The organism is Streptomyces sp. NPDC008238 (genome assembly GCF_042956445.1).
Classification (GTDB): domain Bacteria; phylum Actinomycetota; class Actinomycetes; order Streptomycetales; family Streptomycetaceae; genus Actinacidiphila.
Genome location: NZ_JBIBGK010000025.1, coordinates 69,820 through 90,205, shown reverse-complemented (window position 1 = coordinate 90,205; position 20,386 = coordinate 69,820). Strand labels below are relative to the sequence as shown.

Below are 20,386 nucleotides of genomic sequence, written 5' to 3'. Positions count from 1 at the left end.
GCCTGGCCGAAATGCACCGCACAGGGAACCCGGGGGGCCCGTCCGGCGTATGGGAGGTGGGGAGGGGGTGCTCCGGAATGCGGAGGGCATTCATCGGCGGAAACCGGGCAGCCACTCTGGAGTCGGACATCGGGGATCCGGCACCACAGCACCGGTATGCCGCAGGGGAGCAGATTTCATGGACGACCTCGTCGAGGACGCACTGGATCGCGACATTCCGCCGCGGAAGGCCCGGCGGCAGTTGTGGGTGGAGGAGCCCGTCGGGCGGCCGCGCCTGCCCGACCCGGTGCGCCGGGCGGCCGTGCGGGCCTGGCTCGTCGTGTCGCTGACCTTGATCGCCGCGGTGATCGCCGCACTGGGGACGGCCGGTGAGTCCTGGCTCGCGGCGCCCGCGATGCTCACCGCGATAGCCTTCACCGTCCTCGCCACCTGGGCGGTGCTGGACGTGTGGATCACCCGCCAGGTCTGGAACCAGCGCAACGGCGTGGTGTCCAGCCCCAGCAGCGCGGCCCGCAGGCTGCGCCGCGAGCGCAGGCGGGAGCGGCGGCGGGCCCGGTCCGAGGCCCGCGACGCGGAACGGCGCCGGCACGTGTCCGGCACCGGCGCCCGTACCGCCTGAGCGAGCCGCGACGACTCGGGGCGGCCCGGGGCGGCCCAGGGGCGCGACGGCGCCCGGCCGCGGGGTCAGCCGCCCTGCGGGGCCGGCTGCTCGGCCGGGCGGCGGAACATCCGCGTCGCCGTGATCTCGCCGTGCACCGGCTCGGACTCCGGGTCCCGGACGGGCAGTCCGGGCCGCAGGTGCTCCTCGACACTGATGTACTTCAGGCCCGCGCGCAGGTCCGCGTCATTGCGCAGCCGTACGACCAGCGGGAACTCGGCGAGCGCCGTGGTGTCGAACAGCCCCGTGGTGTAGATCAGCTGGACGCCCAGCGCGTCGGCGACCGCCCGCTGCAGCTCCAGCAGGTAGGTGGCGTTGGCGCGGCCGATGGGGTTGTCGAGGAAGAGCGTGCCCGCGTGCCGGTGCCGGTCCCTGCCGCGGTCGTTGCTGCGCAGCGCGGCCATCGTGCAGTACAGCGCGATGGCGGCGGTGAGCAGCTGGCCGCCGGAGAAGACGTCGCCCATCTGCCCGACGGGCACGCGCTCGGCCCGCAGCACCGCGTCCGGCTTGAGGATCTCGACGGCCACGCCCTTGGGCTCGAGGGCCGCCGCGACCCCGCGCAGCAGCAGCGACATGCCGTCCCGGCGCAGGTCGGAGTTCTTGCGGACGGCCGCCCGGGTCGCCTCGTCGATCACGGCGCCGAGCCGGTCGTTGAGCTCCGCGTGGTCCGGGTCGTCGAAGCGGATCCGCAGGAACTCCTGGCCCGACCACTCCCCCAGCCCCTCCGGCAGGCGGGACAGCCGCTGCGCGGACCGCAGGGTCGCCAGCGAGGACTCCACCATGCCGCGCAGCCGGTCGACGATGCTGTCGCGGTTGCGCTCCAGCTGCTCCAGTTCGTCGGTCAGGACACGTAGCCGCGGCGCGAAGGCGGCGTGCCAGGCTGCCGCGTGATCGGGCAGCGCGGAGCCGGGCAGTTCGCGGATCTGCTGGCGGGCCGGGGTGCGCACCTGCTCGTAGCGGGCCGCGTTGGCGTGCCGCACGAGGACGTCGCAGGCCTCGCGCAGCTGCGATTCGGCCGCCGACAGATCGGCGGCGCAGCCGCGCAGGCTGCGGCGGGTCTCGGCGACGGCGGCCCTGGCCTCCTCCAGGGAGCCGGAGTACGGCTCGGGCTCCTCCTCCGCCTCCTCGGGCTGGCGGTCGCCGTCGCGGAGCAGGTCCCGCAGCAGGGCGGCGAGTTCGTCGAAGCCGGTCGCGGCGTCCTCGGCGGCGCGGTGGGCGCGCACCAGGTCCCCGTGGCCGTCCCGGGCGTGGGCCAGCGCCTCGGTGCGGGCGGCCAGTTCGCCGTTGGCGCCGCGCAGCAGCTCCTGGGCGTGCCCGGCGTCGCGGGGCAGCAGTTCCTCGGGGAGCTCGGTGTGCGCCTCGCCGTCCGCCGGGGCGTGCCGCTCGGCCTCGCCGCGCAGCCGGCCCAGCTGCTCGCTGGCCGTGGAGGCGCGGGAGTCCAGGGTCGCCACGAGCTGTTCGGCGCGCGCGGCCGCGGCCTGCCGGGCGGGGCCGTCGGCGCCGTCCGTGCCTTCCAGCAGCTGGGCGGCGCGGGTGCGCACCTTGTTGGTGAGGCGCTCCAGTTCGGTGAGGGCGGACTGCTCGGTGCTCTCGGCGCGGGCCTGCTCGGCCCGCAGGTCGGCGCCGACGCCCACCTTCTCGTACACCTGGGACGCGGCCCGGTAGGCCTCGCGCAGGGCGGGCAGCGAGCCGGACTGCTCTGCCGCGCCGTCCTCGTCGTCGAGGGCCTCGTCGGGGGCGCCGGTGATCTCCGAGCGCTCGGCGCGGAGCACCCGCGCGGTGCGGCGGGCGTCGTCCGCGGCACGCTGGGCGGCGCGGCGGTCCTCGTCGGCGGCGCGCGCCAGGGTCAGGCAGGCGTCAGCCCGGGTCTCGGCCTCGGCCGCGTCCTCGGCCAGCTCCCGGGTCCTGCGCTGCCAGTTGGCCCGCTCCCGCAGCCGGAAGGCGAGTCCGGCGAGCGCGTCGGCGGCCCGGCGGGCCTGCTGTGCCGTCTCCTGGCGCTCGTCGCGCAGGGCGGTCGCCTCGGCGGCGGCCTCGTCGGCCTCCCTCCGTACGGAGCGCGCCTCGGCCAGTTCCTCGCGGGCGGTGCCCGCGGTCTCCCGGGCGGTCCCGACGGCCGCGGCGAGCTCGGCGAGCCGGCCGCTCGGGCAGCCGGAGCGCCACGAGGAGAGCCGGGCGGCCAGCGTGCGGTCCTCGGCCAGCCGGGCGGCGAGGTGACGGATGTCCTCCTCGCGGGCGGTCGCGCGGGCGCGCAGCGCCTGCCGCTCGCCGTCGGCGGCCAGTTCGTCGTGCATGGCCGGGTTGGGCGGGACGAGGAAGAGCTCATGCTCGGCGCCCACCGGGGGCGGCGGGGCGAGCAGGGCCGCCGCCGTGCCGACCGTGACGGTCGACCGCGGCAGCAGGGCCGCCTGCGCGAGCACCTCACGGGCCCTGGCGTAGCTCTGCGGGTCGGTGACGACCACGCCGTCCACCAGCTCCGGGCGTGCGGCGAGCACGGCGGCGTGGTCGGCCGGGTCGACGGCCTGGGCGAGGTAACGCCAGCCGGGGAGCGCGGGGATGCCGTGCTCACCCAGGTACTCGACGGTGGCGAGCACGTCGGGGCCCGGCGGCAGCAGCCCGCCGTCACCGAGCGCGGCCAGGATGCGGGCGTCGTCGGCGGCGGCGGTGCGCAGGTCGAACAGCTGCCGCTCGGCGGAGGCCACCGCGCCGTCCAGCATCTCCCGCAGCGGCTCCGCGAAGGTGTCGAGTTCGGCCGCGGTCAGCGGGCCCTGCTCGGCCAGGCGCCGACCGGACGCGGGGACGCCGCGACGGGCGGCGGAGGCCTGCGCGGGGATGGCGGGGGCCCGGTCCGCGGCGGTGTCGTCCTCCGAGCCGGCCGCCGGGACGGTCCCCGGGACCTCCGCGGGCGGGAGGCTGAGCAGTGCGGCCAGCCGGGGTTCGGCCGCGAGGGCGTCGGCGACGCGCGACTCGGCGGCGTGCGCGGCCTCGGCCGCGGCGAGGGCGTCGGCCGCGCGGGCGGCGGACAGCTCGGCGCGCGCGTCGGCGGCGGCGGCCTCCCGGGCCCGCTCCCCGGCCCGGCGGGCGGCGTCGCGGGCCGCCTCGGCCAGGGTCGAGGCCGCCTTCTCGGCGTCCGAGGCCTCCAGGGCCGCACGGGCCGGGTCGGCGTCCGGGGCGGAGTCGTCCAGCCAGCCGGCCCGGACCGCCTCCGCGGTCTCCTGCTCGACCTCCGCGAGCCGCTGCACCAGGTGCCCGGCCTCGCTGCGGGCGCGCTGCCCCTCCGTCGCGGCGGCGGTGGCGTCGCGATGCGCCGCCTCGGACTGCGCCTGGAGCCCCGCGGAGCGTTCCTCCTCCGCGTCCGCCCGCTCGTCGGCGGCGTCCGCGGCGGCGCGCAGGGCGCGGACAAGGTCGCCGGCGGCCTTCGTACGGGCGGCGAGCGCGGGTGCGGCGTCCCGTTCCGCCTCGCGGATGGCGGCGGTGACCCGGGCCAGGCGGTCGGCGGCGGCGCGGTGCCGCAGCACGGTCTCCGCGGCCTGCCAGGCGGACTGCAGCGTCCTGGCGTCGTTGAGCTCGCGGCGCAGCGCGGTGGCGCTCTTCTCGCCGGCGGCCAGGGCCAGCGAGGCGTGCCGGTAGGCGAGTTCGGCCGCGACGAGGGCGCCGCGGCCGCGGGCGGCCTCGGCGTCGGTGACGGTGTGCGCGGCCCGGGCCGTCTCCTCGGCCAGTTCCGCGGCACGGCCCCGCTCCTCGCGGGCGCGCGCGGACAGCCGGCGGGCCAGGGCGCGGGTGCGGCGCTCGGACTGTGCGTGCACACCGCGCGCCTGGTCGCGGGCGGCGGTGGTCTCGACGATGCGGCCGAGCAGTTCGAGGGAGCCGGCCGTGAAGTCGCGTTCCGCGGTGAGCTCGGCCCGGCGGCCCAACTTGCCGGCGAAGCCGTGCACGAGGTCGGCGAGGCCGTCGGTGTCCCGGGGGTCGGTGACGGCGCGCAGCAGCAGGTCGGTGAAGTCGGAGTCCTTCTTCACCGCGAAGAGACCGGCCGCCTCGCCCTCGTCGGCGTTCATCTCCCGTTGGTAGCGGAAGAGTTCGGGGTCGAGGCCGAGCTCGCCGAGGTGCTCGTTCCACCGGTCGTGGATCTCCTCCCACACCACCTCCAGGTGCGGGTAGTAGCGTCCGGCGTCGGTCAGCGCGTCGCGGAAGCCCTTCATGGTGCGGCGGCGGCCGCGGGCGCCCGAGGCGCCCTCGGCGGACGGGCGGACCGCGGTGGACTCAGCGACCGGCAGCGAGTCCAGTCCGAGTCCGGGACCGGGCCGGAAGGAGTACCAGGCCTCGGCGAACTTGCGCGGGTCCGAGGAGACCTGGCGTCCGCGCCACTCGCTGACCTTGCCGACGACGACCAGTTCGCCGGTGACCGTGTGCTGCCACTCCAGGGCGACGTGGCCGCAGTCGTCGGCCAGCAGGAACTTGCGGAGCACGCCGGAGCTGGCGCCGCCCAGGGTGTTGCGGTGACCGGGCAGCATGACCGAGAAGATCAGCTTGAGCAGGACGGACTTGCCGCCGCCGTTCTCCAGGAACAGCACCCCGGCCGGGGCCGGACGGCGCGGCGGCCCGGTCGGCTCGTCCTCGAAGAACTCCGCCTGGGCGGGTGCGGGTTGCGGTACGGGCTCGCCGACTCCGCGCAGGTCCAGCACCGTGTCGGCGTAGCGCGCACCGGCGGGCCCGATGGAGTAGAGGCGGACCCGGGACAGCTCGTACATGGGGGGCTCTCGTCGTGGTGGTCTGTGGTCGGCGGTTACGGGTGGATCGGCTGGATCCCGGTGGCGGGGCGGGCCTCTTGTCAGGAGTGGAAGGGCAGGCCGGCTCCGGCCGCGAGGCCGAGGTCGTCGCCCTCCTCGGCCGGCATCAGGGCCGCCGCCTCCCCGGCCCGGGGCACGATGCCGAGGTCGAGGAGCTCGGCCATGGCGGCGCTGCCCGCCATGTCGCGCACCTGGAGCTGGTAGCGGGCGGTGGTGCGGTAGGTGCCGCCCGACTCGTCACCCGTGCGCTGCAGGAACCCCGAGTCGACGAGGAAGGAGACCGCCTTGCCCACGATGCCGGTGGTGGAGCCCGCCAGGCGGCGCGCGTCCTTGGTGGCCCCGGTGGAGCTGCGGCGCACGTAGACCCGCCAGGCCGACTCGAGGCCCGGGGCGTCGGTGGCCGGGTCGGTGTTCTCGCCCTGCTCCTCGGCCCGTTCCTCCAGCCGGCGGCAGGCCTGGCGCAGGAAGCCGTCGATGCCGTTGACGGTGACGCGGCCGATGTACGCGTCGTCGGCGAGGTCCTCCGGGCGCGGGAAGGCCATGGCGGCGGCGGCGAGGTGGGCGAGGCCGTGCAGGAAGCGGTCGCCGGCGTCGGAGGCGGCGCGGCGCGAGTAGTCGCCCATGCGGACGGCGAAGACGGAGTCCTCACCGGCGGCCAGTGCCATGCCGGCCCGCGGCGAGACCTCCAGCACGACCAGGCCGAGGCCGGCGGCCACGGCGTCGGCCAGCCGGGAGAACAGCGGCTCCTCGCGGTAGCGGCGGATCAGTTCGGCGTACTCGGCGTCGCGCGCGGGCAGCAGCTTCGGCTGCAGGCCGAAGGCGACGAGGCGGGCGGCGTCCGCGGCGTCCCCCGGGGTGACGGCCGCCGCCGCGGGGGCCGCTGCGGGCGGCTGCGTGCTCTCGCAGTCGCGGTGGTCGCTCACGGGGTCGTCTCCTCGGTACGGATGGTCGGTTCGCTCATCGTCACGCCACCTCGGACCGCTCGGCGGCCATTCCGGCGGCGTCCAGCCGGGCCGTGCCCACGACCAGGTCGGCGCCGCCGAACTCGGGGTCGTCCAGCCGGGTGCCGTCGTCCACGGCGAACAGCAGCCGCTCCTCGCCCTGGCGGTAGGCGGTGCCGACCGGCGGGCTGGCGGCGTGCACCGCCAGCAGTGCCACCAGGTAGGGCAGTTCGGGGTCGAGACGACGGGCCTCGGCGAGCAGCCCGGAGAGCCGGCGGGGGGCGTCGTGGGGCAGGTCGAGGAGCTCCAGGGCGGTCTCGAGCTGCTCCTCGCTGAACCGGCTGTCGTCGGGCGTGGCGACGAGGTCGGGCTCGGGCATCTCGGCGCCGAGGTGCTCGCGCTCCAGCGGCGGGGTGAGCAGCGCCTCCACGAGGTCCGTGACGCGTACCGAAGCGGGGGTGCGGTAGCCCGTGCCGCGGGCGAACCAGGCGTCGGTGACGCGGGTGGCCTGCTCCACCGGGAGCGGCAGCACGGGCGCGACCAGCTGCCCGTACAGGTCGAGCATGCCGACGAGGGCGCCGCCGCGGGGCGCGGCGAAGGCCTGCCGGTCCTGCTCGGCGCGGAAGATCGGCCCGGCCTCCAGCAGCCGCGACTGCAGCTGGGTGTGGCGGCGGATGCAGTCCTTGACGATGTCGACGAGTTCGGCGGCGCGGCGCTTGTGCTCCGGGTCCTCCGACTCGTCCCTGGCCTTGCGGATGTTGGTCAGGATGGCGTTCTCGTGCCGGTAGCGGTCGGCGACGTGGTCGAGCGCCTCGGCGATCATGTCGGGGACGGCCGCGACCCAGTCGACGGCCCGCACGTTGCGGCGGGTGGCGTCCAGGGCGCGGCGCAGCGTCTCGGCGTACTGCACCGTGCGGTAGCGGGCCTGCTCGGCGGCGAGCTGGGCGTCGGCGAGGCGGCCCCGGTTGATCAGCACCTCGAGCTTGACCTCGGCGGCGATCTGGGCGCTGGTGACGTCGGTGTCGAGGGCGCCGACGAGCACGTTGACGGCCTCGTCGGTGGTGCGCAGGTAGACGGTGCCGTCGCGGCCCGCGACCTCCTCGATCAGCTTGAAGTCGTAGTCGCGGCGGACGTACGCGCCGTCGGCGCCGAAGGTGCCGTAGACGGCGCGGAAGCCGCGGTCGACGCTGCCGACGTTGATCAGGTTCTCCAGGACCCAGCGGCCCACCCGTTCGTGCTCGGGGGCGGGACGGCCGGGGGCCTGGGCGGCGATGCGGGGCAGCAGCCGGGAGATTATCTGGTCGTGGTCGGCGCCGGTGTCGAAGTCCATGTTGAGCGTGACCAGGTCGATGGCGGCCAGGGCGACCTCCGCCATCGCGTACACCGAGTACTCGCCCGCGAGGTTGGCCTTGCGCACGTCGAGGTCGTGCAGCGGCGCCGTGCAGGCCAGGGCCTTGAGGCGGCGGGCCAGGCCCTCGTCGGCGGCCGGGCCCGGCGCGGGCCGGACACCGCCGCTGAGCTGGTGCGGAACGGTCGTGGTCACGACGCACAGACTAGGCGCTCCGACCGACAACGGCCCAAACGGCGCGGTCCGGGCACCGCCGCGTCCGGGACCTTTCAGGCGCCGGCGGCCCCGTAGCCGCCGCCGCCGGGCGTGGCGACGACCAGGACGTCACCGGGCCCCACCTCGGCCGAGTCGACCCCGCCGAGCGGGGTGACGGTGCCGTCGGCGCGCTCGATCCGGTTCTCGCCGAGCGCGCCGGGCCCGCCGCCCGCCATGCCGTACGGGGCGACCCGCCGGTGGCCGGACAACACGGCGACCGTCATGGGCTCCAGGAAGCGGATGCGGCGCACCGCGCCGCGGCCCCCGTGCCAGCGGCCCTCTCCCCCGCTGCCGTCGCGCAGGGCGAAGCCCTCGACACGGATGGGGTAGCGCCATTCCAGGATCTCGGGGTCGGTGAGCCGGGAGTTGGTCATGTGGGTCTGGACGGCGTCGGCGCCGTCGAAGCCCTCGCCCGCCCCGGCGCCGGAGGCCACCGTCTCGTAGTACTGCACCCGGTCGTTGCCGAAGGTGACGTTGTTCATCGTGCCGGAGCCCTCGGCCTGCACGCCGAGCGCCGCGTACAGGGCTCCCGTGACGGCCTGGGACGTCTCCACGTTGCCGGCGACGGTGGCCGCCGGGTACTCCGGGGCGAGCATCGACCCCTCGGGGACGCGGACGTCCAGGGGCTTGAGGCAGCCGCTGTTGAGCGGGATGTCGTCGGCGACGAGGGTGCGGAAGACGTAGAGCACGGCGGCCATGACCACGGAGCGCGGGGCGTTGAGGTTGCCTTCCTGCTGCGGCGAGGTGCCGGTGAAGTCCAGGACGGCGGTGCGTGCACCGCGGTCGACGCGGACGGCGACGCGGATGACCGCCCCGTTGTCCGTCTCGTATGCGCGGTCGCCGTCGTGGAGGCCGGCGACGATGCGCCGCACGGACTCCTCGGCGTTGTCCTGCACGTGCCGCATGTAGGCGTGCACGACGTCGAGGCCGAACTCGGCGGTCGTGCGCCGCAGCTCGGAGATGCCCTTCTCGTTGGCGGCGATCTGGGCGCGCAGGTCGGCGATGTTGGTGTCCGGGTCGCGCGAGGGGTACGGGGCGTCCGCGAGCAGGGCGCGGGTCTCCTCCTCGCGCAGCCGGCCGTCGCGCACCAGGAGCCAGTTGTCGAAGAGGACGCCCTCCTCGTGCACGGTGCGGCTGAAGGCGGGCATCGAACCGGGGGTGAGCCCGCCGATCTCGGCGTGGTGGCCGCGCGAGGCGACCAGGAAGAGCAGTGAGCGCCCCTCCTCGTCGAAGACGGGGGTGATCACGGTGACGTCCGGCAGATGGGTGCCGCCGTGGTACGGGTCGTTGACGGCGTAGGCGTCGCCAGGGCGCATGGTGCCCCGGTTGCGTCGCAGCACCTCCTTGATGGACTCGCCCATGGAGCCGAGGTGGACGGGGATGTGGGGCGCGTTGGCGATGAGGTTGCCCTCGGGGTCGAACAGGGCGCAGGAGAAGTCCAGGCGTTCCTTGATGTTGACGGAGTGGGCGGTGTTCTCCAGGCGGACCCCCATCTGCTCGGCGATCGCCATGAAGAGGTTGTTGAAGACCTCCAGCATCACGGGGTCGACCTCGGTGCCGACGGCCGTCCTGCGGGGCCGTGGCCGCACCCGGGTGAGCAGGAGATGGCCGTGCTCGCCCACCGCGGCCCGCCAGCCGGGGTCGAGAACCGTCGTCGCGTCGGCCTCGGCGATGACCGCGGGCCCGTCCACGGTGTCGCCCGGGCGCATCCCGTCCCTGCGGAACAGGGGGCTGTCCTGCCGCCGGCCCTCCGCGTACAGCGACACCTCGGCGGCCGGCCGCAGCGGGCCCTCGCGGGCCGGTTGCTCCACGAAGTGCCGGCCCGGCGGGCCGGCGGAGCCGACCGCCTCCACCGAGACCGCCTCGACGACCAGCGGCTTGTCCATGGTGAAGGCGTAACGGGTGCGGTGCTCGGCGGTGAACGCCTCGCGCATGGCGTCGACCGTCCCCATGGGGACGGGCAGCGCCGCGTCGGTGCCCGCGTAGCGGACGTGGACGCGGGTGACGGTTCCCACGGTGGCGTCGGGGACCCCGTCCTCGCGCAACTGGGCGCGGGCGAGGCCGTCGAGCCGGTCGCGGACCTCCGCCAGGGCGGGCAGCCCCTCCTCGGTGAGGTCGCTCTCCACGGACTGTTCCCGCATCGCGGTGGCGTCGGCCAGGCCGATCCCGTACGCGGAGAGCACACCGGCCAGCGGCGGCACGACGACGGTGTCGACGGACAGGGCGTCGGCGACCGCGCAGGCGTGCTGGCCACCGGCTCCGCCGAAGCTGGTGAGGGCGTAGCGGGTGATGTCGTGGCCGCGCTGCACGGAGATCTTCTTGACGGCGTTGGCCATGTTCAGGACGGCGATCTCCAGGAAGCCCGCGGCGACCTCCTCCGGGGTGCGGCGGTCGCCGGTCGCGGCGGTGGCCTCGTCGGCGAGCCGCGCGAAGCCGTCGCGTACGGCCTCGGTGTCCAGTGGCAGGTCGCCGTCCGGGCCGAAGACGGCCGGGAAGTGCGCCGCCTGGACGCGGCCGAGCATCACGTTGGCGTCGGTGACGGTCAGCGGGCCGCCGCGGCGGTAGCAGGCGGGTCCGGGGTCAGCGCCGGCGGAGTCGGGGCCGACGCGGTAGCGCTGCCCGTCGAAGTGGAGGACGGAGCCGCCGCCCGCCGCGACCGTGTGGATGTTCATCATGGGCGCGCGCATGCGTACGCCCGCCACCTGGGTGCCAAGGACGCGTTCCAGCTCGCCCGCCCAGTGGGAGACGTCGGTGGACGTACCGCCCATGTCGAAGCCGACGACGCGGTCGAACCCGGCCTGCCGGGAGGTGCGGACCATGCCGACCACTCCCCCGGCGGGACCGGAGAGCACGGCGTCCTTGCCCCGGAAGTGGCCGGCCTCGCGGAGCCCGCCGTTGGACTGCATGAACATCAGGCGGACGCCCCGCAGTTCGGCGGCCACCTCGTCCACGTAGCGGCGCAGGATCGGCGACAGGTAGGCGTCGACCACGGTGGTGTCGCCGCGCGGGACCAGCTTGATCAGCGGGCTGACCTCATGCGAGCAGCTGACCTGGTCGAATCCGGCCTCGCGGGCCGCCCGCGCGACGGCCTGCTCGTGGGCGGGATGGCGGTAGCCGTGCAGCAGCACCACGGCGACGCTCTTGAGGCCGTCCCGGCGTGCCCCGCGCAGGGCCGCGCCGGTGGCGGCCGCGTCGAGGGGACGGACGACGTCACCGTGCGCGTCGATGCGTTCGGGCACCTCGACGACGCGCTCGTAGAGCGCCTCGGGAAGCACGATCTCGCGGTCGAAGAGCCGGGGCCGGTTCTGGTACGCGATGCGCAGCGCGTCCCGGAAGCCCTCGGTGACGAGCAGGACGGTCGGCTCGCCCCTGCGCTCCAGGAGGGCGTTGGTGGCGACCGTGGTGCCCATCTTGACGGCGGAGATCCGGTCGGCGGGCACGGGTTCGCCGGGCTCGAGGCCCAGCATGCGCCGGATGCCCTCGACGGGGGCGTCCCGGTAGCGGCCGGGGTCGTGGGAGAGCAGCTTGCACGTCTGCAGGCCGCCGTCGGGCCGTCTGGCGACGACGTCGGTGAAGGTGCCGCCCCGGTCGATCCAGAACTCCCAGCGTCCGGTCACGCCCTCATTGTCCCAGGGACGTCCCTCCCAGGCGGGCCAGCGCAGCAGCCGTGGCGTCGCGGGAGCGCAGGTCCAGCAGGCCGTCGGTGCCGGCCAGCCGGTGGCGGGTCTCCCGCCCGGCGAGCCGCAGCAGGTCGGGCAGCAGATCGGTGCAGCGGTCGGCGACCCAGCGGGTGCCCTTGGTCGCCATCCACCAGACGCTCGCCGCAGCGCCGGGTCCGGGGCCGCCGGGGGTCGTGGAGGGCAGTTCGCCGTCCGACAGGCCGCGCGCCGCCAGGAGGTCGTGGAACTCCCGGGCCAGCAGCCGGTGGCCGAGTTCGCTGGGGTGCAGCCGGTCCGCGCTCCAGGAGGCGCGGTCGGCCACCCACGGGTGGCGGGCGGCGTGCAGGTGCACGGCTCCGTGGCGTTCGGACAGGACGTGCACGACCTGGTTCAGCGCGGCCATCCGGCGGCCCAGCGGGCGGGCGAGCGGCCACGGCAGGCCCAGCATGCGGCCGGGGTCCGGCAGGCAGGCGGTGAGCACCTCGGTGCCGTGGGCGCGCAGTTGGGCCAGCATGGTGTCCAGGCGGTGGGCGACGGTCTCGATGTCGAAGCTGCCGCGGAGCGTGTCGTTGGCGCCGATCACCACGGAGGCCAGGTGCGGCCGGTGGTCCAGGGCGCGGGGCAGCTGCTCCTCGACGGCGTCCTTGGTGAGGGCGCCGCTGCGGGAGCAGTTGAGCAGGCGCACGGCCGAGGGTTCGGCGGACAGCCCCTGCGCCAGGAGCGGCACCCAGCCGCGCCATCCGCCGGCGACGGGGTCGCCGAGGCCCTCGGTGAGCGAGTCGCCGAGGGCGGCGAAACGTATCTCCTTGATGCCGGCGAACACACCGCCCGCCTCGGTGGAGGCAGGCGTCCGGGCGGCGGCCCGGGGCGGGACGGTGACCTGGGCCTGGGCGGCGACCGTGGGGGGCACGGTGGCCGCGGCCTCGGTCCCGGTGGGCGGAGGGGGCGCGGGTCTGGGACGTCCGGGGACGGTGGGCGTCTCCGTGCCCGTCGTCATGGCGTGACCTCCGGGGCGGTGAGCCGGGGCGCGGCGTCGTGGGCGGCGAGGAAGGCGCTGACCGCGGTCGGCCAGCCGTAGCGCTCGGCCTGGGCGCGGGCGATGGCCCGGCGCATGGACTCGGGACGGGACAGCAGGTGGCCGACGGCGTCGGCGAAGGCGGGACCGTCGTCGGTGGCGGCGGCACCGGCGGGGCCCAGGATGTCGGGCAGCGCCGACAGCGCGCTGGCGACGACCGGGGTGCCGCAGGCGAGGGCCTCGAGGGCGGACAGGCCGAACGTCTCCACCGGGCCCGGGGCCAGGACCACGTCGGCGGTGGCCTGGAGCGCGGACAGGGCGCGGCGGGTGGGAACGTGCCCGAGGAAGGTGACCGGCAGCCGGGACTCCCGGGCCCGCGCCTCCAGACGGGCGCGCATCGGCCCGTCCCCGGCGACGACGAGGACGGCGTCGACACCCTGGTGACGCATGTGGGCGAGCGCCTCCAGGGCGCGGCCCGGCCGCTTCTCGGGCGACAGGCGGGAGCACATCACCAGCAGCACCTCGGCGTTGCCGGCGTACCGGGCGCGCAACTCCGGGTCGTGGTGCGCCGGGTGGCACGCCTCGAGGTCGACGCCGAGCGGCGCCCGCACGACGTTGCGGGCCCCGATCCGCTCGAACTCCGCGGCCGCCCAGGCGGTGGTGCAGACGATACGCGAGTACACGTGCGCGCTGCGGCGGTTGAGCCGGTCGGCGGCACCCTGGGCGAGGCCGCTGGGCAGGCCCCAGGTGCGCAGCACCCCGTCGACGCTCTCGTGGGACACCATGACGGACGGCACCCTGCGGCGGCGCGCCCACTCCCCGGTCCAGCGCAGCGTCGTACGGTCGGAGACCTCCAGCCGGTCCGGACGGAGGCCGTCCAGCACCGCCTCCAGGCGGGCCCTGCCGGTCAGCACGCGGTAGCCGCCGGTGCCCGCGACCAAAGGGCCGGGCAGGGTGATGACACGGCCCTGCGAGGTGGTCTCGTCCTTGGCGGCGGGACCCGGGACGACCAGGACCGGGTCGTGGCCGGCCGCGAGGTAGCCCTCGCCGAGGTGGCGCAGCGCGGTGCGCAGGCCCCCTGAGGTGGGCGTGACGAAGTTCGCCAGCCTGACGATGCGCAGCCGTCCGGTCATGCCGCCACCGCCGTACGGGCCTCGATCACCTGCGCGTAGTGCTCCAGGAGCAGGTCGCCGACGGCCTCCCAGGTACGTGCGGCCACGTCGGCGCGCCCCTCGGCGCCGAATTGGTCGCGCATGGCGGGAGCGCTCGCCAGCAGGCGTACGGCGCCGGTGACGGCGTCCAGGTCGCCGGGCGGCACGAGCAGCCCGGTGCGGCCGTGGTCCACGAGGTCGAGCGGACCGCCGGCGGCGGGGGCGACCACGGGCAGCCCGCTGGCCATCGCCTCCTGGACGGTCTGGCAGAAGGTCTCGAACGGCCCGGTGTGGACGAACACGTCCAGGGAGGCGTAGATCCGCGCCAGGTCGTGCCCGGTGCGGCGGCCCAGGAACACCGCGCCCGGCAGCGCCTCGTGCAGCCCCGGGGCGCTCGGGCCGTCGCCGACGACGACCACCTTGACCCCTTGCAGGCGGCAGACGCCGGCCAGCAGTTCCACGTGCTTCTCCGGGGCCAGACGTCCGATGTAGCCGACCAGGACCTCGCCGTTCGGAGCGAGTTCACGACGCAGCGCCTCGTCGCGGTGCGCCGGGTCGAAGCGCGAGGAGTCCACGCCGCGCGGCCACAGGTGCACCCGCGGGACGCCGTGCTCCTCCAGGTCGCGCTGGGACGCGCTGGAGGGCGCGAGCGTGCGGTCGGCGGCCGTGTGCACGGCGCGGATACGGCGCCAGGCGGTGCTCTCGCCGCGGCTCAGGTAGGTGCGGGCGTAGCCCGCCAGGTCGGTCTGGTAGACCGCGACCGCGGGGATGTGCTGCCGGGTGGCCGCGGCCATGCCGCGCACCCCGAGGATGAACGGGCTGGCCAGGTGGACGAGTTCGGCGCGGTGCGCGGCGATCGCCGCTGCGGTCCTGCGGCCGGGCAGCGCCACCCGGACCTGCGGGTAGCCGGGCAGGGGCAGCGACGGCACGCGCACGACGGGGCACGGCTCGTCGCCCGGGGTGGACTCGTGCGGGCCGGCGGGCGCGATCACCAGCGGCTCGTGGCCCCTGCGGACCAGGTGCTCGGCCGTGCGCAGCGCGCAGTGGGCCACTCCGTTGACGTCGGGTGGGAAGGATTCTGTGACGATGGCTACTCGCATACGGACGTTGTCGGCTCCCCGGGCGTTGTCCGGGTCACGTGGATCTTTCACCTTGGGGAACGTGCCGTGAGCGTTGGCCCCGGATCGGGCCTTCCGGCCGCCGCGGCGCCCCTGGGCCTCCTCCGGACGCCGCGTCCGGCGGCGTCAGGCGCCGCTCGCCGGTCCGGGCGGGAGTTCGGCGACGGGCACGGGGACGGCGGTCGGGTCGGCGCGCGGGAGGCCGGCGCCGAGTCCCTCGGCGAGGCGGTGGAACGGGGCGCGCGGTGCGGGGGGTGAACCGCCGGGTGGCGCGGTCTGCCTGTCGTCGGCGTGGCGGAACCGGCCGAGGTCGGGCCCGGGCCCAGCAGCGGCAGGTCGACCCGTCCATCCGGTCCGGTCCCGGTATGTGCCGTCCTCCCGCTCCCTGTTGCGGCCACGGGGAGACGGCGGGCACGGGCGCCGGCAGCCGGGACCGGGGCAGGGGCTGTGACCAGGGCCTATCGCGCGGGGTCGCCGGAGCTGAGGCGGCCGCGGACGGCGGTCTGGACCTCGGCCTCCTCGGCGGGATCCGCGGCGAGGCTGCGCAGCCTCGCCAGGACCCGGACGTCCGAGGTCGTGGCGGTGCGGGCGGCGAGTTCGCGGGTGGTCTCCTCGCAGTCCCACAGGCACTCGACGGCGAGTCCGGCGCCGAAGCAGGGATCGGTACGGCCGAGGGCGTGGGCGGCGACGCCGCGCACCTGTGAGGAACTGGTCTCGCGGTAGACGTGGCGCAGCACGGGGGCGGCGCACTCGATGGAGAGCCGTCCTGCCCCCTCGACGAGGGTGGCCAGGCCCTCCGCGTCGGCGCCCTCGCGCTGGACGAGGCGGCGCAGCGCGCCGAGGACGCGGTCCGCGTCCTGTTCGCCGCCGCGACAGGCGAGCATGCGGGCGGCGGCCGCGCCGAGCACGTCGTCGCGGTGCGTCCAGGCGCGGGCCCGGGTGAGGGCGGCGACGCTGCGCATCCGTTCGAAGGACTCGACGGCGGCACGGGAGACGAGCTCCGACCCGCTGAGGGCGGCGGCCTCGATGAGGTCGAGGGCCTCGCGGTCCTGGCGGTCGGAGAGGTGGCGCAGGGCGGCCGCGCGGGCGGCCTCGGGACCGCCGCGGGCCGCCTGGACGAGCTCCTCGCGGTCCTCGGGACCGGCGACGGCGGCCAGGCAGCGGGCAGCCGGGGCGTCACGGTATTGCGCCGGGAAAGCGGCCAGGCCCTCCTGGGCCCATTCGAGCACGGCGCGCACGCTCCAGCCCGGGGTGGGCCCGGCGGGCCGCATCTGCCGCTGCCACCGGTCGAAGGCGGTCTGTTCCGACGCCTTGCGCACGCGTTCGGAGACGGCGGGGTCGGGATCCTCCGCCCACAACCGCCAGGGCCGCGGCTCGTACGCCTCACGGAGCGCGGCGGCGAGCTGGGCGTCACCCTCCGTGGTCAGCGGGAAGCGGGCGAGCACGGCCGGGCCGAGCGCACGCAGCGCGTCGTCGTCGTCACGCACGGCGAGCTCGTCCAGGGCCCACTCCCAGTTGCCGCCGGTGGCGGCGTAGCGGCGCAGCAGCAGGACGGCGTCCCGGCGGCCGTAGCCGGCGAGGTGGCCGAGGACGGACAGGGCCAGGCCGCAGCGGTGCTCGTCGGGGCTGACGATGTCGTCGGGGTGGAAGAGGTGCTGTTCGATCCCGTCGAGCGGGCCCTCGAGCTCCGAGTAGAGGCGCGCGTAATAAAGGGAGCGGGACTCCACGCGCCAGTCGTGACGGGGGTCGCGCAGGACGCACTGCTCCAGCGCGGCGAGCGCGTCGGCTCGCTGCGCCGCGAGGGCGTGCAGGGTCCCGTCTCCGCGTCCTCTCTGGAGGAGGCCGAGAAGGGTACCGCTGGGCGCTATGTCGGGGTCGAACATGAGGTCAGCATCCGGTGCGGGGGGTTGGTTGGCAACGGGATTTCCCGTTACCGGCTGCGAGGTATCTTCGCAGATCGTCCCGGGTTCAAACCCTTTGCACAGCACCCGGGCGGCCCGTGAGCGCGCTCACGGGCGGAGTCCCGCAGCTTACCCGGACCGAGGCATTCCGCCGAGTCCCCCGAGCGTGCGGGCACCGCAGGCTTCTGGCATATGCCGTCAGCACCACCGGATCGGGTATTGCAGAAACCCTTACGGGCCATCACTCCTTGTGCAAGAGTCGTGACTGGCCCATCCGTACGGCCCCGTTGAGGCCGGCGCCCGGTTCGGAGACATGTTCGGAGAGCGTCATGCCGCCCCATTTGCATGAGGATCGCGCCACCGCGAAGCCTGAGCCCGGCACCGTGGACGCGCTCATCTCCCAGACCCGCCAGCTGCGCGGCAAGGTCGACGCCGTCCGCCGCGACGCCGCGGCCGAGGACGAGGAGGACCCGCAGCTGCGCTGGCAGCGCGCGCTGTGCGACCTGGCCGTCCACCAGCTCGACGACCTGGGCGCGCACCTCGGGCAGCTGCGGGACGGGCTCCCCGTCCTCGGCGACCGCGAGGCGGACGCCGGGCCCGCGGCCGCGGCCGCCGCCTGGACGGCGCCCCGGGCCCCGGAGGCCCCCGTCGCCGCACCGGTCCCCGGAGCCGTGCAGGCCCTGGGTCGGGCCGGCAGCGCGGAGTGGAACCTGGTCACGGACGGTGTCCAGTGGTCGGAGGAGCTCTACCGCATCTTCGGGCGCACCCGCGAGGACGGGCCGCTGACCCTGGACGAACTGCCCTCCTGGCTCTTCGCCGAGGACCAGCAGACCCTCACCGCGGCCGTCACCGGCTGCCTGGTGGACGCCCGGCCGATCGACTGCGAGTTCCGCATCGTCCGCCCGGACGGTCCGGTGCGTACCGTGCACATGGTGGGCGAACCGGTGCTGGACGCCGCGGGCGCCACCTCCTCGATGTGGGCGGTGCTCCGCGACGTCAGCGAACTGCGCCGCAGCCAGCGGACGCTGCGCGAGACCCGTGACTCGTTGCAGCGCGAGCGGCAGATCGCGCAGACCGAGCGCCGCCTGGCGGTCGAGCTGCAGGAAGCCGTGCTGCCGCCGTGGCGCGGTTCCCTGCGGTTCCCGCAGGACGGCGGCCCCACCACGGTCGACCTCGCCGCCCACTACCTCCCCTCCTCGACCGGCGCCCTGGTCGGCGGCGACTGGTACGACGCCCTGCAACTGCCCGACGGCTCGGCCCTGCTCACCGTGGGCGACCTGACGGGGCACGGGGTCTCCGCCACCTCCGGCATGGCCATGCTGCTCGGCGCGCTGCGCGGGATGGCGATGACAGGGCTGGACCCGGCACCGCTGCTGGGCGGGCTCAACCGGTTGCTGGACGGCTCGGCCCAGCCGGCGCTGGGCAGCGCCCTGTGCTGCCGCTACCGCCCGGAGGACCGCTCCCTGGTGTGGGCGCAGGCCGGGCACCCCGCCCCGCTGCTGTTCCGCGACGGGACGGGGCGGCTGCTCGAGGCGCCCGAGGGGGTCCTGCTGGGAGCCACCTCCGGCGCCCGGTACGGCCAGGCCGCCGAGGTGTTGCACCCCGGCGACCTTCTGGTGCTGCACACCGACGGCCTGCTGCCGCGCCGCACCGGTTCCGCGACGGCCTCGGACACGGCCGCCGCGGTCCGGCACCTGCTGGAGCTCGGCCCGAGGTTCGCCCGGGCCCGTACCCCTCAGGAGTGCGTGCGCATCGTGGTGGAGGAACTCGGCGCCCCCGAGCGCGAGGACGACGCCTGCGTGCTCGTCGCCAGGTTCCACTGAGCGTCTGACCCCGTCGACCGCCGCGCGACGACCGCACCGCACCGGGGTGCGGCGCCGGCGGTCGACGTATCGGCATGTCGATGTGTCGATACGAGGAGGACATCCGGGAGAGCCGGCTCGTTCGGCGTCGAGTCGGCTGGTCCCGCTCGGCTCCCGCTCGGCGATGTCCGCTTCGTGTGCGCGTCCGCGACGTCCGCGTCATGCGCCCTTCCGCGACGTGCGCACCTCCACGTGCCCCGTACGGGGCTCCGCTCAGATCGCGGGTCCCCTGCGCTTCGGGCCGCTGGGCAGCGCGGTCTCGATCTCCTCGCGCAGGTCCTGGATCCTGGTGAAGTCGGAGTAGCGGGCCGTCAGCCGGTACATCTCGCGCAGCCGGTCCCAGGTACGCAGCGACGAGTTCTGCCTTATGGTCAGCAGCGCCAGTCGTGCGTAGCGGTCGGCCTGCTCCGGGTCGTCGGCGATGAAGCAGGCCGAGGCCAGTGAGATGTAGTCGAAGATGTTGGACCGGTCCCGGCCCTTGCCACGCAGTTCCAGCGCCTGCTTGGCGTGCTGCTGGGCCGTCCGCGCGGCCAGCGGCTCGTACTCGGCGAGGGTGCGGTACGCGAGCGCCTGCATGCCGTGCAGGTCGGCCTCGTCGAACATCTGCATCCAGCTCGGCGGGGGGACGTCCCCGCGGTCGGTGGCGAAGAGGTCCTCGGCCTTGCCCAGCGTGCGGCGCATCGCCTGGCCGTACCCCATGGAGGCCTGTGCCCAGGCCTCGATGGTGCAGAGCATGGCGCGGGTACGCGGCAGGGTCTCCTGCCCGGAGCCGGACTGCGCCAGCTTCATGAGGTCCAGGGCGTCGTCCGGCCGGCCCAGGTGGACCATCTGCCGGGCGGCGCGGGACAGCGCCTCGCCGGCCCTGGGCCGGTCGCCGCCCTCGCGGGCAGCGTGCGCCGCGATGACGAAGTACTTCTGCGCAGTGGGCTCCAGGCCCACGTCGTGGGACATCCACCCCGCCAGGACGGCGAGGTTGGCCGCCACGCCCCAGAGCCTGCGCTTGAGGTGCGGGGGGTGGTGGTAGGCGAGCATGCCGCCCACCTCGTTGAGCTGCCCGACGACCGCCTTGCGCTGCAGCCCGCCGCCGCGGGACGCGTCCCAGGCGCGGAACACCTCGACCGAGCGCTCGAGCGCCTCGATCTCCTGGGAGCCGACCGGGGCCGCCTCGTAACGGTCGTAGGAGGCGGCGTCGACGGCGAAGGGGTCGTGGGTGGTGGGGGCGTCGGCCGCGAGCGCCGGATCGGTGTGCAGCCAGTCGTACATGGCGCTGCTGATTGCGGAACCCGCGGCAAGCGCGGCTCCCGCGCCCACCAGACCGCGTCGGTTGAGCATGAGGTCCATTCCCGTGAATTCGGTGAGGACCGCGGCTGTTCGCTCCGGTGGCCAGGGCAGTCCGTCGGCGCTGACGGACTGCTTCCTTCCCGTACGCCGATGCCGGCCGAACCCGAGATCCTCGATGGTTACGACACGGCCGAGACGCTCGGTGAACAGGGCCGCCAGCACGGTGGGCACGGGTTCGCGGGGAGATTCACCGGTGTCGATCCAGCGGCGCACGCGCGAGGTGTCCGTCGCCAGCTGCGGGTGGCCCATGGCCGCCGCCTGCCGGTTGACGAGTCGCGCGAGCTCTCCCTTGGACCATCCGGTGAGTGCGAACAGGTCCGCTAGCCGTGTGTTGGCTTCCTTGTCCATCCAAG

11 protein-coding genes are annotated in these 20,386 nt (G+C 75.4%); 2 read left to right on the top strand and 9 right to left on the bottom strand.

The window, feature by feature from the left end:
- The first annotated feature begins 178 nt into the window (after positions 1–178).
- Positions 179–619: a hypothetical protein gene (locus tag ACFZAU_RS33770; RefSeq protein WP_499607294.1), complete on the top strand. Its 441-nt coding sequence runs from the start codon at positions 179–181 to the stop codon at positions 617–619.
- A 65-nt stretch (positions 620–684) separates the two neighbouring features.
- On the opposite strand, the gene ACFZAU_RS33765 is transcribed toward ACFZAU_RS33770, so the two are convergent.
- The 8 genes from ACFZAU_RS33765 to ACFZAU_RS33730 form a co-directional block, all read right to left on the bottom strand.
- Positions 685–5,403 (bottom strand): coiled-coil domain-containing protein, encoded by a 4,719-nt coding sequence (locus tag ACFZAU_RS33765; RefSeq protein WP_500555334.1) that lies wholly within the window; start codon positions 5,401–5,403, stop codon positions 685–687.
- An 80-nt stretch (positions 5,404–5,483) separates the two neighbouring features.
- Positions 5,484–6,365, bottom strand: coding sequence for a hypothetical protein (locus ACFZAU_RS33760; RefSeq protein ID WP_500555333.1), 882 nt, complete (start codon positions 6,363–6,365; stop codon positions 5,484–5,486).
- Between the two features lie 40 nt (positions 6,366–6,405).
- A complete protein-coding gene (locus ACFZAU_RS33755; protein WP_500462965.1) occupies positions 6,406–7,926 on the bottom strand; it encodes a hypothetical protein in 1,521 nt (506 codons plus the stop codon).
- A gap of 74 nt (positions 7,927–8,000) precedes the next feature.
- On the bottom strand, positions 8,001–11,603 hold the full coding sequence (locus tag ACFZAU_RS33750) for a hydantoinase B/oxoprolinase family protein (RefSeq protein ID WP_500555332.1): 3,603 nt from the start codon (positions 11,601–11,603) through the stop codon (positions 8,001–8,003).
- Positions 11,604–11,607: 4 nt separating this feature from the next.
- Positions 11,608–12,642, bottom strand: coding sequence for an SGNH/GDSL hydrolase family protein (locus ACFZAU_RS33745; RefSeq protein WP_500555331.1), 1,035 nt, complete (start codon positions 12,640–12,642; stop codon positions 11,608–11,610).
- On the bottom strand, positions 12,639–13,793 hold the full coding sequence (locus ACFZAU_RS33740; protein ID WP_500462968.1) for a glycosyltransferase: 1,155 nt from the start codon (positions 13,791–13,793) through the stop codon (positions 12,639–12,641). The genes ACFZAU_RS33745 and ACFZAU_RS33740 overlap by 4 nt, the downstream gene beginning before the upstream one ends.
- Entirely contained in the window at positions 13,790–14,911 is a 1,122-nt protein-coding gene (locus ACFZAU_RS33735) for a glycosyltransferase family 4 protein (protein ID WP_500555330.1), read from the bottom strand. Before ACFZAU_RS33735 ends, ACFZAU_RS33740 begins: the two co-directional genes overlap by 4 nt.
- A gap of 476 nt (positions 14,912–15,387) precedes the next feature.
- On the bottom strand, positions 15,388–16,812 hold the full coding sequence (locus ACFZAU_RS33730) for a HEAT repeat domain-containing protein (RefSeq protein WP_500555329.1): 1,425 nt from the start codon (positions 16,810–16,812) through the stop codon (positions 15,388–15,390).
- 347 nt (positions 16,813–17,159) lie between these two features.
- On the opposite strand from ACFZAU_RS33730, the gene ACFZAU_RS33725 reads away from it, so the two are divergent.
- Positions 17,160–18,653 carry a PP2C family protein-serine/threonine phosphatase gene (locus ACFZAU_RS33725; RefSeq protein WP_500555328.1) on the top strand — a complete coding sequence of 498 codons (1,494 nt, stop codon included), beginning with the start codon at positions 17,160–17,162 and terminating at the stop codon, positions 18,651–18,653.
- A 252-nt stretch (positions 18,654–18,905) separates the two neighbouring features.
- On the opposite strand, the gene ACFZAU_RS33720 is transcribed toward ACFZAU_RS33725, so the two are convergent.
- Positions 18,906–20,381, bottom strand: a complete 1,476-nt coding sequence (locus tag ACFZAU_RS33720; RefSeq protein ID WP_499607319.1) for a DNA-binding protein NsdB — start codon at positions 20,379–20,381, stop codon at positions 18,906–18,908.
- Between the last annotated feature and the right edge of the window lie 5 nt (positions 20,382–20,386).